13 protein-coding genes and 2 pseudogenes are annotated in these 13,827 nt (G+C 47.2%); 5 read left to right on the top strand and 10 right to left on the bottom strand.

Annotated elements, in window-relative coordinates; genetic code table 11:
• Positions 1 to 30: 30 nt before the first annotated feature.
• Both L693_RS0120965 and L693_RS0120970 read right to left on the bottom strand, forming a co-directional pair.
• A complete protein-coding gene (locus L693_RS0120965) occupies positions 31 to 852 on the bottom strand; it encodes an endonuclease/exonuclease/phosphatase family protein (protein WP_025719688.1) in 822 nt (273 codons plus the stop codon).
• 5 nt (positions 853 to 857) lie between these two features.
• On the bottom strand, positions 858 to 2,522 hold the full coding sequence (locus L693_RS0120970; RefSeq protein WP_025719690.1) for a PTS transporter subunit IIBC: 1,665 nt from the start codon (positions 2,520 to 2,522) through the stop codon (positions 858 to 860).
• A 243-nt stretch (positions 2,523 to 2,765) separates the two neighbouring features.
• Here L693_RS0120970 and L693_RS0120975 point away from each other — a divergent pair, with 243 nt between their 5' ends.
• The 3 genes from L693_RS0120975 (at position 2,766) to pgmB (ending at position 6,895) form a co-directional block, all read left to right on the top strand.
• Positions 2,766 to 3,788, top strand: a complete 1,023-nt coding sequence (locus tag L693_RS0120975; protein ID WP_025719692.1) for a LacI family DNA-binding transcriptional regulator — start codon at positions 2,766 to 2,768, stop codon at positions 3,786 to 3,788.
• 140 nt (positions 3,789 to 3,928) lie between these two features.
• Positions 3,929 to 6,211: a glycoside hydrolase family 65 protein gene (locus tag L693_RS0120980; protein WP_025719694.1), complete on the top strand. Its 2,283-nt coding sequence runs from the start codon at positions 3,929 to 3,931 to the stop codon at positions 6,209 to 6,211.
• A 24-nt stretch (positions 6,212 to 6,235) separates the two neighbouring features.
• Entirely contained in the window at positions 6,236 to 6,895 is a 660-nt protein-coding gene (gene pgmB / locus L693_RS0120985; protein ID WP_025719696.1) for a beta-phosphoglucomutase, read from the top strand.
• Positions 6,896 to 6,969: 74 nt separating this feature from the next.
• On the opposite strand, the gene L693_RS32485 is transcribed toward pgmB, so the two are convergent.
• The 8 genes and pseudogenes from L693_RS32485 to L693_RS32190 form a co-directional block, all read right to left on the bottom strand.
• Complete coding sequence (locus L693_RS32485) at positions 6,970 to 7,110, bottom strand: IS3 family transposase (protein ID WP_197030018.1); 141 nt, start codon at positions 7,108 to 7,110, stop codon at positions 6,970 to 6,972.
• Positions 7,062 to 7,826, bottom strand: coding sequence for an IS3 family transposase (locus tag L693_RS0120990; protein WP_197030020.1), 765 nt, complete (start codon positions 7,824 to 7,826; stop codon positions 7,062 to 7,064). Before L693_RS0120990 ends, L693_RS32485 begins: the two co-directional genes overlap by 49 nt.
• A gap of 53 nt (positions 7,827 to 7,879) precedes the next feature.
• Positions 7,880 to 8,317 (bottom strand): ATP-binding cassette domain-containing protein, encoded by a 438-nt coding sequence (locus L693_RS0120995; RefSeq protein WP_025719698.1) that lies wholly within the window; start codon positions 8,315 to 8,317, stop codon positions 7,880 to 7,882.
• Positions 8,318 to 8,332: 15 nt separating this feature from the next.
• Positions 8,333 to 8,662 (bottom strand): hypothetical protein, encoded by a 330-nt coding sequence (locus L693_RS0121000; RefSeq protein WP_025719700.1) that lies wholly within the window; start codon positions 8,660 to 8,662, stop codon positions 8,333 to 8,335.
• Entirely contained in the window at positions 8,652 to 8,888 is a 237-nt protein-coding gene (locus L693_RS0121005) for a helix-turn-helix transcriptional regulator (RefSeq protein WP_025719702.1), read from the bottom strand. The genes L693_RS0121000 and L693_RS0121005 overlap by 11 nt, the downstream gene beginning before the upstream one ends.
• 543 nt (positions 8,889 to 9,431) lie before the next feature.
• Positions 9,432 to 10,570: pseudogene (locus L693_RS29510) on the bottom strand (IS630 family transposase).
• A gap of 151 nt (positions 10,571 to 10,721) precedes the next feature.
• Positions 10,722 to 11,030: an alpha/beta hydrolase gene (locus tag L693_RS32185; protein WP_331281098.1), complete on the bottom strand. Its 309-nt coding sequence runs from the start codon at positions 11,028 to 11,030 to the stop codon at positions 10,722 to 10,724.
• A complete protein-coding gene (locus tag L693_RS32190; protein ID WP_331281099.1) occupies positions 10,997 to 11,398 on the bottom strand; it encodes an alpha/beta hydrolase in 402 nt (133 codons plus the stop codon). The genes L693_RS32185 and L693_RS32190 overlap by 34 nt, the downstream gene beginning before the upstream one ends.
• Positions 11,399 to 11,603: 205 nt before the next feature.
• On the opposite strand from L693_RS32190, the gene L693_RS0121025 reads away from it, so the two are divergent.
• Positions 11,604 to 13,259, top strand: a complete 1,656-nt coding sequence (locus L693_RS0121025; protein WP_025719708.1) for an SWIM zinc finger family protein — start codon at positions 11,604 to 11,606, stop codon at positions 13,257 to 13,259.
• Positions 13,256 to 13,827, top strand: a pseudogene (locus L693_RS0121030) (ATP-dependent helicase); the annotation flags it as partial. The gene L693_RS0121025 and the pseudogene L693_RS0121030, both read left to right, overlap by 4 nt.

Consider the following 13,827-nt stretch of genomic DNA (forward strand, 5'->3'; position numbering starts at 1 on the left):
TCCTTTACCTGTGATTACTTTACCTATTGTTTACAGCACCAATTCCACGGCAACTCCAAAATGATCAGATACAACCGATCCCGTCTTCCCGTTCAACACAACGGCTGAAGATCGAACCTGCACGGCCTGATTGGAGAAAACATAGTCAATCCGCAGCGGCTCCGCGTTACCTTCCCAGCCTGCAATGGCTTTGATGACGGTATGGCCCTCATCACGTACTGCTGCGTTCGAATAAGTATCCAACCAACCGGATTGCAGTACATAGTCATATCCTTCTCCACGCACTTCGGCAGCATTATTGAAATCTCCCATCATGAAAACAGGAGTGGGCGCCAAAGGGTTCAATATTTCCGTAGTACGATCCCAGAGTCCACGGAAAGATTCCTCATCATTCCACCAGTTATAGTGGCCACTGACAAACCATGCCGGTACCCCGTCCACGACAGTCTGAATGCCCACAATTTTACGCGAGCGGTAATTGTCATAATCGCGAAGCGAGGAAGCATATTCGTTCACCGTATCTGTAATCGGTGTCCTGGACAAAACCGCCAAACCCTCGTCGTATTTGGCAAAGCCAATATGTGCGGGCGCCCACGTCCAATGATACGCATTGGACAATAACCCGTTCAGTACATAAGCATAGTTATCACGCTTAATGACTATTTCAGGATCGGCGCTATAGTAAGAGCCCAAATCATCCGGTGACAAAGGCGCTTCTTCCATGGACTGATTCACTTCCTGCAAAGCAATGACATCAAACTGCTGTTCTTCAATAAAAGCAGCCAGTTGCTTTAGCTTTTCGAGCTGGTTTTCTTCCATCCAAGCATGTGCATTTAAGGTTAACAACTTCAAACTAATCACCTGTTGAGTATGTCTTGTATATCTGATTTAAGTACATCGGCCTTCGGTCCATAGACCGCCTGAACCCCATTGTCTACTTTAATCAAGCCCAGAGCACCCAGCGCCTTCCACATCTTTTCGTCTCCGACGGCATTCGTGTCTTTCACCGTTACACGCAGACGGGTCATGCAGGCATCCACCTCGACAATGTTCTGTTCTCCCCCAAGCGTTTTGATGATATCGGCAGCCAGTTGATTCTGTGTTAATGCAGCCGCCACACCCCCTGTCTCCGTAGTTCCTGCTTCGGAAGCCTGCTGAGGCTCCTCATCTGTATAGTTCCCCAGTCGTCCCGGCGTAGCCATTTGGAATTTACCGATCATGAAATAAGCGATAAAGTAGGTTGCCACCGCAAACACAACACAAGTCAGCACGAAATTGATAATGTCCTGCACCAAACCTGCTTTGATAGACAACGGCAATCGGGTCAGCAATTCAATCATACCAAACGAATGTAAACGCAAGTGTATAATGTCGGCCATTCCGAACGCAATTCCGGTAAGAATAGCGTAAACCACATACAACAGGGGCGCCACAAACATAAACATGAATTCCAGCGGCTCTGTCACCCCGGTCAAAAAAACAGCTGCAGCTGCTGAAAAAATCATCGACTTGTACTTGCCGCGCTTATCCTTGTCTACACGGCGATACATAGCCACCGCCAGTCCCATGAGAATTCCCGCACCGTCGATCATTTGCCCCACCTTAAAGCGGGCAGGCGTCACGCCTTCCAGCAATTTATTATAGGCTGCCGGATCGGTGCCATGAAGCACACTCAGATCACTGGCCCAAGCCAGCCATAGAGGGTCTTGCCCGGCAACAACGCTTCCAGCTCCAGAACCTGTGAGTGTCGTGTAAACGCCACCAAGTTGAGTATAGTTAATAGGAACGGTCAGCATATGATGAAGTCCAAAGGGGATTAACAACCTTTCCAGTGTACCATAGACAAATGGAGCTACAAAAGGAGCTGACTCTCCCGAAGTCGCCAGCCAAACGCCGAACTGGTTAATCCCCCCCTGAACAAATGGCCAGATGGCAGACATGATCAAGCTGACGATAACAGACCATAAAATGACGACAAAAGGAACAAAACGCTTGCCGTTAAAAAAGGCTAAAGCGTCCGGCAGCTTGCGGTAATTGTAGTACTTGTTAAATACCACTGCCCCGACGAATCCGGAAATGATACCAACAAACACGCCCATATTCAGTGCAGGTGCGCCCAAAATAGACGTGAAATAACCACTGACCGGAATGGTTGCACCAAAGAGAGTCTGGGTGGTTGCCCCCTCCTGTGTCAGCATCTTCGAGGACACGCCCAAAATCGTCCCTGTTGAAATATTGATGAGGATAAAAGCAATCAAGGCAGCAAAAGCCCCGCCTGCCCGTTCCTTAGCCCAGGAGCCGCCAATCGCCACAGCAAACAGAATGTGCAAATTATTAATAATACCCCAACCCAGATTCTCCATGACTCCGCCGACAGTTAACCAGAAATGGATATCGCCAGCCAACATCGCCACTACTTTACCCAGCGAAATCATAATCCCGGCTGCTGGCATGACGGCGACAACCACAAGCAGTGCTTTCCCAAGCTTTTGCCAAAAATCAAATGATAGAAGTTTTTTCATGCTCCTTCAATCTCCATCCCTTATAGTATGTACAGCGTTGTTCGTACCCTATAAACATTATGCAATCGGTTGCACGATTATTATAATGATATCGCTTTCTATTGGCAATACCCTAATTTGTAAATATCTTCGCTAATGGCGACATGTTATTCGGAAAAAGTCGCGAATTTGTTGATTTTCGAGCAATATCGTATGATAGAACATAATATTTCCTGCTTGAGATAGCAAAAGGAGACGAAGACGATGGCAGTAACCATCAAAGATGTCGCAAAGCGTGCCAATGTTGCTACTTCCACCGTATCCCGTGTCATTCAAGACAGCCCAAAAATCAGCGAGGCCACCAAGGCACGTGTTCGCAGGGAAATGAAGGCGCTTGGCTATGAGCCCAATTATTCAGCCCAAAGCCTGGCAAATCGTGTCACACAGTCGATTGGCATTATTATGCCTGAATCGGATGTGGCGATCTTTCAAAATCCGTTCTTTCCGGAGAGCCTTCGCGGTATCAGCGAATGGGTAAATGAGCACAACTATACACTGTCGATTGTCACTGGGAAAACAAGCGATGAATTGCTATCCCGCGTAAAGCTGATGACGCGGACAGGACGTGTTGACGGCTACATTGTCCTGTACTCCAAGCAAGAAGATAGCATCGTGGAGTATTTTCATAAAGAAAAAATACCTTATACCGTCATCGGCAAGCCTCAGCAATTTGTCAGTGAAACCACCCATGTAGACAATGATAATTACCAGGCCGCCAAGGATGTGGTCACTTATTTGACGGGACTGAATCATCGGCACATCGCCTATGTTGGCGGAGATCATGAGCGTATCGTAAATATCGAAAGACTCCGAGGCTATCAGGATGCGCTGCGAGAGGCCGGCTTGCCTCTACCGGACGAATATGTGGTTAGGGAGCCCTTTAGTCTGGAGGATATGCAGGCATTATTGCAGGTTTCGCCGCCGCCCACCGCCATGATCGTGAACGACGACCTGGTAGCCATGGCAGTACAGAAAATGCTTTCTCAGCTCGGCGTATCCATGCCGGAGCAGCTATCCATGGTGAGCTTTAATAATTTGATGCTGGCTGAGCTGATGAGCCCCTCGCTTACTTCAGTGGATATTGACATCTTCACTTTGGGTTATCAGGCTGCCAAAAACCTGATCGAGAAAATCGAAGACCCCAAGGAATTGACCAAACACATTATCGTTCCCCACAGAATCGTAGAACGCGAATCCTGCCGCGCACTGTCATCCTCCGAGGAATGAACCAAAGCTGATTTTATGGACATCCATAAAATCAGCTTTTTTTGCGTTGACAGGGCAAACGGTTGCACTATATACTGAACTCGCTCATATATTGGTTTCGTTAAAGCAACGATCTCATTTTCCGAGAGGGGTACGCAATCATGGTTTATAACCGATTATTTGACGTAGATAACTGGAAACTGACAACCCGCACTCTACATACCACACACATGCGATTACAGGAAAGCATAACGTCCATAGGCAACGGATACATGGGCATGCGCGGCAATTTTGAAGAGGCTTATTCAGGTGATCATCATCAGGGGACTTACATCTCCGGTGTCTGGTTCCCCGACAAGACCAAGGTCGGATGGTGGAAAAATGGCTACCCTGAATATTTTGGCAAGGTCATCAATGCGATGAATTTTATCGGCATCGGTCTGATCGTGGACCAGCAGGAGGTAGATTTATTTACCGCGCACGTCAGTGATTTTGTGCAGGAGCTGGATATGAAGCAGGGTATCCTGCGGCGGGCCTGTACCGTGAACGGTCAGGTGCGTATCACTACAGAGCGTTTTTTAAGCATTACCACTCGCGAGCTATGCCTGATTGATTACCAAGCAACGAATATAAGTGAACAACCTCTAACGATTGAGCTTGTCCCCTATCTGGACGGCAATACAAAAAATGAAGACACCAACTATGATGAGGTCTTCTGGCTGGAGGAGGCGCGCGAGGTTCAAGAGGAATTCATCAGCCTCTCCACAACAACGATAGACAATCCCTTTGGTGTTCCGCGCTTTACCGTAAACGCTACCATGGGCATTGTGACCGAGGGACAGGAGCTGCAAACGACAGAGGAGGGCTTTTTGTTTGCGGCACGGCACTATCAATATATCGTCGCTCCCGGTGACAGCATCCAGCTGCAAAAGATCGTGGCTGTTACCACCACACGAGACATGGAGAAGGACGCACTGATCCCACAAGCTGAACGCATCGCCGTGGAAGCTGTGAACAAGGGCTACGCAGCACTCAAGCAAGAGCACATCGCAGCTTGGGATAAACGTTGGGATAAAGCAGATGTTGAAATCGAGGGAGACGCGGAGGCTCAGCAAGGAATACGCTTCAACATTTTCCAGCTATTCTCTACGTACTACGGTGAAGATTCACGTCTGAATATCGGGCCGAAGGGCTTTACGGGTGAAAAATATGGCGGTGCCACCTATTGGGACACGGAAGCATACGCCGTACCTATGTACCTGGCGCTTGCCGATCCCGGTGTGACCCGAAATCTGCTGCTGTACCGCTATCATCAACTGGATGGCGCAAAGCATAACGCAGCCCAGCAAGGGCTCCGGGGTGCATTGTATCCCATGGTCACCTTTACGGGTGTGGAATGCCATAACGAATGGGAAATTACCTTCGAGGAAATTCACCGTAACGGGGCCATTGCCTATGCCATTTACAATTACACGAATTATACGGGCGACTCGTCCTATCTTCACCAATACGGTATAGATGTACTGGTCGAAATTAGCCGCTTCTGGGCTGACCGGGTTCATTTTTCCAAAAGCCGGCAGCAGTATATGATCCACGGGGTTACCGGGCCGAACGAATATGAAAATAATGTCAATAACAACTGGTATACCAATACGCTGGCTGCATGGGTTCTAAAATATACGTTATCCGTCTTGCCGCAGATTTCGGCAGAGAAGCAGAAGCATCTGGCTGTTACAGAAGATGAGCTTGGGCATTGGCAGGATATCATCGACCGTATGTATTATCCCTATGATGAGGAACGGGGGATTTTCGTACAGCACGATACCTTTATGGATAAGGATTTGCGGCCTGTATCTTCCCTTGATCCAAGCAATCTGCCACTCAATCAGAAATGGTCATGGGATAAAATCCTGCGTTCCTGCTTCATTAAGCAGGCAGATGTGCTGCAAGGACTGTACTTCTTTGGCGACCAGTTCACACTGGAGGAAAAGGCACGCAATTTTGCATTTTACGAGCCAATGACCGTCCATGAATCCAGTCTGTCACCATCCATTCATGCTGTGCTGGCCGCCGAGCTTAAAATGGAGGAAAAAGCAGTCGAGATGTATAAACGTACGGCACGTCTGGACCTCGATAACTATAATAACGATACCGAGGATGGACTTCATATCACCTCCATGACTGGAAGCTGGCTGGCGATTGTGCAGGGCTTTGCCGGAATGAGAACGCATCGTGAAACACTAAGCTTTTCCCCTTTCCTGCCACAGGGCTGGAGCAAATATACGTTCAAAATCAATTATCGCGGTCGCTTGCTAAGTGTTCTCGTACAGGAAAATGAAGTCATCATTACATTGTTGGACGGAGAACCCCTGACGCTGGAGCTGTATGGACAGCCGACACACATAACCAATGGGCAGCCGTTAATGACGAACAGTGTTTCATAATCCGGGCAGACAGGGGGAAAGCAAATGAAGGCAGTGATTTTTGACTTGGATGGCGTGATTACAGATACCGCCGAATATCATTTTCAGGCATGGGGAAGCTTGGCGGCGGCGTTAGACATTCCTTTTGATCGGGAATTTAATGAGCAGCTCAAAGGGATCAGCCGCACGGAATCGCTCGACAAAATACTGGCGCGCGGCAATCTGTCCGATGCTTATTCAGACGAAGGCAAGCGAGAACTGGCCACACGAAAAAATACCGAGTACCAGCGGCTCATCTCGGCTTTAACTCCCGCGGACGTTCTTCCAGGCATTAAAGCGCTTCTGGCAGAGCTTCAGGACGCGCGGATCGGCATAGCGCTGGCCTCTGCCAGTAAAAATGCCGCGTTTATTCTGGAACGGCTTGAGCTGACGCGCTATTTTGACAGTGTTGTGGATGTTACCGCCATCCGCCATGGCAAGCCGGACCCGGAAATCTTCCTCACGGGAGCAGCCAATCTGGGCGTTCAGCCTGCGGACTGTATCGGCATAGAGGACGCACAGGCGGGCATTCAGGCAATCAAGGGTGCCGGAATGTTCGCGGTTGGTGTAGGGACACCCTCGCAAATGCAGGGTGCGGATGTTGTGGTGGCCACTACAGCCGAGCTATCCCTGAACATGCTGGAGGAGCATTTTTTCAGGGATTAAAAAGGGATGCCCTATAAAGTGAATTTGATTGGCTGGTGTGGTTATACCCCTGTCAAGTAGACAAATGAAAAAAACTAAGCTGCAAGCGCGTGCCGATATTCGATCGGGGCGCGCTTTTTGAGTTTATCCTCAAACCGCTGATAGTTGTAAAAGTAACTATATTCCTCTACGGCTTGATGAATTTCATCTCCTGATTTACACTGATCAAGGTACAACTTCTCTGTCTTAGATGCGAAAAAAAGGATTCGATGCACGCGTTGTCCAGGTAGGTTGCTTTGCGAGAGTGACTGCCTTTCACGCCGAATGCCTCTAATCGTGTGTTGTACGCTTGAGATGTATACTGGAAGCCCTGATCCGAGTGGAGCACGGCCCCAGACACGTCTCTTTTTCGTGTCCACTGTTCTACCGTATCCAGCACCAATTGAACATCATTACGTTCCGATAATTTCCAGGAAATAATCTCATTGTTAAACAAATCCTGAATCACGGACAGATAATAGAATCGCTTACCATCCGAGATATACGTAATATCTGTAACCATCTTTTGCTGTGGTGCCGTTGCATGAAAATGACGCTTCAATCGGTTAGGATAGACCACAGAAGGAGTATAACTAGATCGATTTCGCTTCTTTCGAATGACGGACTGGATCGTTAATTCTTTCATGAGTCTGGCTACTTTTTTGTGATTCACGAGATAGCCTGCTTCCTCTAAGGCTGTCTGCATTCGGGGATAGCCGAAATACGGATAAGCGAAATGGATGGCCATCATATGCTTCTTGATTTCGTGGTCTCGTGCCTGTACTTCAGCTCGCTGTGAACGTGTCTGGCGCCACTTGTAGTAATTAGCCCGGGGTAAGCCGGCAACGGCTAACAAACGCGTAATCCCGTGGACTTGACGCAGATCCTCAATCACTTCGTAGTGTTCCTGCAAACTAAGCTTCGCTCCGTAATTTTTATTGCCAAGTAATGAAGAAGTAAATAGAGTTATAGGGAGTAGACGGCCGAAGCAGGCTTTTGGGGATCTGAAGGCATTGCGTTTTTCCTATCTGCCAGTTTAACTAGATCTAAATTTTCAAGAACTTTATCCACAGAACTTTTCTGAGGGATGCCCTTTTGAATTCTGTAGTATTCAAGATTTTGTCTTCCTGTTAATTCTGGGTAGAACGCGGGATATTCTATTAGTGCACCAATATTCTTCCTTTGATCAAAATCCTGTTCCAGCTTTGTACCGAAAAACTTTATTTCACCTGAATATTGAGTGGATTGACCACACAGAATTCGAAGCAGTGAAGATTTGCCGGCTCCATTTCTTCCGATCAGACCATAAATGTCTCCCTCATTAATTTGAAGGGATACATTATCCAAGGCTACAGTATCTCGGTACTGTTTATTCAGATTTTTTATTTCAATTGCCGTATCCATGTTATTCCCCCTTATTTAATTTCTGAAGTCTCTTACATAATAGTATGCAGCAAATATAGCGCCAACTAAGAACGTAATTGAAAAACACATAGATAAAATTTGCTTAAAGTGCACCATTTCACTTGGCGTTATCAAGAAAAAAGCGGTGAACATGATTATGAAAGTTATGAACATTTTATTGGTCACATTAAGTCTAATCTGAATACTATATTCATCTTTTTTTCCTATTTTGCCTAAAAAATAGGTATAAACAATAGCACTCGCAAATCCTAAAAAAGTGGCAATACCAATAAAAATGTTGAAATTTCTATCAATCCCCAACCAATTATCCAAGCTATTCATCATTATCCTTACCTCCTTTGTTGAATATAAAAATTTCCTCAATACTTACTCCAAAATAATCTGCAATTTTATAAGCCAAAAGCAAAGACGGAGAATAATTATTTTTTTCCATAACAAATATGGTCTGCTTCGATACTCCAACAACTTCTGCAAGTTCGCTTTGAGACATCTTTTTTAATACTCTGAACTCATACACTTTATTTACTATGGAATATGATTTTTCCCCCAAAAAAGATCACCCCTTTATCATCATTGTAATTTATTCTTTAACAAAAGTAAAGTAAACTTATATAAAATAATATGTGACTTTAATTATCCCAAAAACTGTGGGTTAAAATTCACACCTTTCCACAAAAACATGAATGGAGAGCCCCAGGAAGAGGAGAACATTTTTCACACATATGAAATAAGATGACATCTTAAACTCGACCTGCTCAAAGCAGGTCGAGTTTGACATGAGTGTCGCCGACTAAAGTTGTTACGCAAGACTCAAGCTCTTCTGAAAGCCCATACGCTTAACCGTAATGTAATTTCCCTGTAAGATACCAATCCCCTTTGCTTTACATCCCTGCCCTGCCGGATCAGTTCTCTTGTCCTCACTGCCAGCGAACCTCTTAATACCTTGTATCCTTATTTCGTTACGCGAATCAAGTAATACTTGATGTCGTATGCAGCATGGCTGCTCTTGTTATATCCTTCCATACTGTCACCTCTTACGTAAAAGTATGTCCAGATCCATTAGGGCTAAAAGCGGATACCGTCTAGTACAATATCAGTCTTTAAATTGTGGATATAAACGTTTTTGTTTTATCCGGGCATCAGCCGTTGAAAATTGCCAGTCTACGCCCTTTTGAGATTCATTTCGTGTACGTTCCCACGCGCTGAGTTCTCTAGCCCATTCGGAGACGGATGGGATTCGGCGCCCTAAACATTGTCGTGTCATGTCGCTAAGTTCAATTTCAGCTATATTCAGCCAGCTTCCGTGTTTCGGTGTATAGTGAATCTCCAAACGCTTTGCTAAACGATGAGCGGTTTCGGGTTCAAACGCTTGATACAGCGAAGCCATCGAGTGCGTATTCAGGTTATCCATCACCAGGCGGATTTTGGGCACTTCTTTGTAGTGAACATCCAGCAGTTCCTGAATCTGCTGTGCCCATTCCACTCGTGTCCGCTGAGGGCGTACATCCACCTGTCGCCACCCGGCTAATGGTTCGGTGAAAATAAAAATGCTGCACGTCCCCTGTCTTACGTATTCCGCATCCCTGCGCTCTGGTTTCGCAGGTTTCATCGGAATGGGGTCTCGGGCTTCATTCAGTAGTTGATAGGGTTTCTCATCCATGCAGATCACGGGACATGCAGCATCGTAAGGAAGTCGGTAGACCTCCAACACATCCTCCATCGCCGCTACAAATGCCGCGTTCTTCTCTGGTGGAATACACCAGCACTTACGAAGATGCGGCTTGAGTTCGTTTTTTTAAATACGATCCACCGTGTCGTAGGAAAGGCTGTCGATGTACTTCAGTTCCACGGCTTTGTCCGCCAAAAGACGTAGCGACCAGCGGCTTCTTCCTTCCGGTGGTTCGCTACAACTCAGGGCAATGATTTGAGCTTCGAGCTCACCCGTTATTTTGGGTGGGTTGGGTGGGGTCAACCTTTTTTTCTTTCGATTGCAGCGTGTAGCCCTTGCTGCGCAAACATTTTACGTACCAGATGCACAGTATTGGTTTGCACTTAAAGTTGCTTGGCGATCTCCATATCCTTCATCTTGCCAACCGGATGCTGTTCATCTGCCCAAAGTAGAATCTGAGCACGCCGGATGGAGCGGGCAGTGGCTTCGCCTTTCGAAACCAGAGATTGTAAGGTTTTTCGTTCCGTTTCCGTTAACTCTACACGATACCTTTGGTTTTTCATTGTCATTACCTCTTTTGGGTTTTGACTCTGTCCTACCATTAATTTACTTTTTTTTTAAACTGATAGTGTACTAGTGGCTTCGAATCAGTGAGTTGCAGTAAAAGAACTAACTTACGTGTGAAAATCCATCTCACTATTCCTGCTGTTACATTTAAGCTTTTGGGCTAACACCTGCATCCTCACGCAGCCACTGGAGCACATCCCGCTGGTTGTCGGGGGAAACGCCGTGATCTGTTGGGTATATTTTGAATGTGCAGTGAGAAGTTCGGGTCTGGAAATACGCTGCCGCCTCATGGCCGATCTTCACTGGAAATACGGAATCATATTCGCCGTGGGAAATAAATACGGATACGTCCTTCGTGCTTTGCAGCGCGTATTCCGTTTTCACAAAATCAGGCACATAGCCGTTCAGTGACACGATTCCCTTCAATTGGTTTCCCAGCGTAAGTGCAAGCGACATGACAATATCGCTCCCTGACGGAACCCGAGGAAATACCGTTTTCCAGGATCAACCGGATACTTATCTGTGGCATAATGTACGAATGCCTGAAGCTGCTCGATAGCCCGATCAAATTGCCCGCACAGCGGATTACCCAGACTTTTCAGCTCATAATATTGAAATCCCCCGCCCATAGGCAGGTCTCCACGAATGCCGATAATAATAAGTTCCTCCGACAGCGGCTCCACGACTCCGTATATGTCTTGTTCATTGGACCCTTTACCGTGCAGTGTAAAAATGGTCGGATACGTGCGGTTGGGATCAAGCTGGCTGGACAGGTGAATATCGTAGCTATATAAAGATGAAATATTGTTTTCCTCCTCATACAATCCCTAAACAGGATCATCAACACTAATATATTAGTAATATTTATTTTATATTCATAATAGTAATTCACTCTCTAAAAGAAAGCATGTCAACCCGCATGAAAACTTTCCATCTGCTCTCTTCACCTCAATTTACGGTCATGAACTGATATAATGGAAGAGTTAATCTGTCATCGGATTACTATTCTCTCTTAGGAGACTAATGCATATGAAACCAACCTATCTTATGGATGATATACAGTGGCAGCAGCTTATCCAGAACGTAGCTGACCATTTTAATGATGTAACGATCAAACGAGGCTTTCAATATTTTAAGCAAGGAAGGGTTAAAGAATTCGTGATGCCTGATGCTGATCATATCGCAGCTGTCGTAGATGGAAGCGAGCTCTACGAAGTGGATCTCCACTTGAGCGCTTTTGCTGCCAGCAGATGCACGTGCCCGGTTCATACCAACTGCAAGCATATGATCGCCGTACTGCTGAATTACACGAATGAGCAGGATCGTTCCGTACATGCGTTGGTGAACGCCCGTTCAGCAGGCTTTACCCGGTTGGCTGCACAAGCAGGCACACGCACCACATCGCCTTCCCGGTCAAGCCTGTCACCCGATCGCAAGGAAGCAACCAGGAACGTAATCAGTAAAACAGCCAGCCGGATACCGGACATGCCCATTTTAGAGTGGCATGATCTGTTCGATCAGTGCATCGCACTCAACCCTGTGAATACACAGAATTCTCAATATGTTCAAAGCGCCCTAGCCTCAATCTATGCCGTGAAGCCGCCGCTTTCACCCTACATGCAGCAGTTATATGAACTGCACGCTCATCTGTGTGTGCTGGAAAAGCTGGTGCCTCAATCCCCAATGGCGGGCTACCCCACCCATTTCTATATGGGGTATTACACGCAAATCGCCGCAGATGAGCTAAAAGAAGCGATCGAGCGTGATTTTGAGAGCCCTCTTGCACTAACCGGCGAACCCAAGCAGGAAGCCCGTATGGCAGAGACCTTGGCCTACTTACGCCAAAAAATGCTGACAGAATCGCGTAATGGTACTTATTTTTCTGACGCCTATTATTGGTTTTGGCTACGCTGGATGCGCCCTGAACGGTCAAACTCCGACATATATGCAGAGGAATTGGAGCATCTACAGGCGGCTGAAGAGAAGCTGGGTACAAATTTGGCACGACTTCCCTGGATGTTGGCCCAAAGCTGGATGCACGTGTACCAGTCACAGGATGCTGCGGCCTGGACGATGCTCCAAGAGGCTGAACAGGCTTTTCCATTGAAAATCTCTTCGAACCAGCTGCTTTTATTCTTACACGCGCTCCGCGGAGCCCAAGACTGGTCGCGGCTCAAGGATGGACTGCGGCATATCGGCCCCTTGCTTCATAGCCATCGGGACGATCATTTGCAAGATTATATGCAGGATTGGAATCTGGTCTTGCAGCACCTTCCGGAAGCCGAACCGGAAATGTGGGACACACTGGTTGGCATGCTCCCTTTTGCCGGGGGAATGTATGAAGAGACACTGCTTGCCCATGAAAAATGGCGGCAATGGATCGACTATCAACTGAGCATACGCAGCGAGCCGTTGAGTTTTCGCGTAAGCGTTTTGCAGCCCATTGAAAAAAACGCGCCAGAGCTGCTGTTGCCCTACTACCATCAAGCGGTAGAACGATATGTACTGGAAAAAAACAGGGTCAGCTATAAAGCAGCAGTCAAGCTATTGAAGCGGCTGTCCAAGCTATACAAGAAAATAAAGCAAGAGTCGCGCTGGGAGCTGTTTTTCACCAGCTTCACCAGTCGTCATAGCCGCCTTCGGGCGCTGCAGGAGGAATTGCGGAAAGGGAATTTGTTATCATGAGCCAATATACCGAAACGATCACGGTACACATCCGATTAACTGCTTATGGAGACGCGCTGATCTATGGCGATTCTTCCATGAACTATAGCATTTCCGGCCAAATCCTAAAGCAGCGTTTGTTTGCTTGGCATGAGGCTTCCTTTTATGGTACCGAGCTAGAGGTGCAGCAAGTTCAGGGCAATGATATTATCGTCCTTCCCTCCGAGCAAGTGATCCCTTTTCTGGCAAAACGCGAGCTGCTGGAGCATATCGAATGGATCTGGGATGAGGTCCATGCCCCTTGGCTTCGGTCCATCCCTCTACTCGCCCATTGCATTGAGGCGAAGGCCTACGTCCCCAGCTTCACAGCATTCCAGGCAGGAAAGCTGCAATGGATTTGGGATGCAGAAGCACTGGGAGCACTGGGAACGCTGGATTCACCAGAGGCTCCGGCATCCGAATTAACGCCGGAGAGCGCCCAGCTAGCAGAGTTTGCCCAGCTTCTCAGCAGCTTGGAAAAAGACGAGCGCGAAGGAGTGGCAGCGGCGTTCTCGGCTGCCGTGTTCCAGCGCTGGTACGACACCGAAGC

Origin of the sequence: Paenibacillus sp. 1-18, assembly GCF_000520755.1 — a bacterium.
GTDB classification, from domain to species: Bacteria; Bacillota; Bacilli; order Paenibacillales; family Paenibacillaceae; genus Paenibacillus; species Paenibacillus brasilensis.

Coding starts and splice junctions, on each gene's coding strand:
- L693_RS0120995 (WP_025719698.1), bottom strand. CDS start 8,317: ATGGATACGGCAATTGAAATAAAAAATCTGAATAAACAGTACCGAGAT.
- pgmB (WP_025719696.1), top strand. CDS start 6,236: ATGAAGGCAGTGATTTTTGACTTGGATGGCGTGATTACAGATACCGCC.
- L693_RS0120970 (WP_025719690.1), bottom strand. CDS start 2,522: ATGAAAAAACTTCTATCATTTGATTTTTGGCAAAAGCTTGGGAAAGCA.
- L693_RS0121025 (WP_025719708.1), top strand. CDS start 11,604: ATGAAACCAACCTATCTTATGGATGATATACAGTGGCAGCAGCTTATC.
- L693_RS32185 (WP_331281098.1), bottom strand. CDS start 11,030: ATGTCGCTTGCACTTACGCTGGGAAACCAATTGAAGGGAATCGTGTCA.
- L693_RS0120975 (WP_025719692.1), top strand. CDS start 2,766: ATGGCAGTAACCATCAAAGATGTCGCAAAGCGTGCCAATGTTGCTACT.
- L693_RS0121000 (WP_025719700.1), bottom strand. CDS start 8,662: ATGATGAATAGCTTGGATAATTGGTTGGGGATTGATAGAAATTTCAAC.
- L693_RS0120980 (WP_025719694.1), top strand. CDS start 3,929: ATGGTTTATAACCGATTATTTGACGTAGATAACTGGAAACTGACAACC.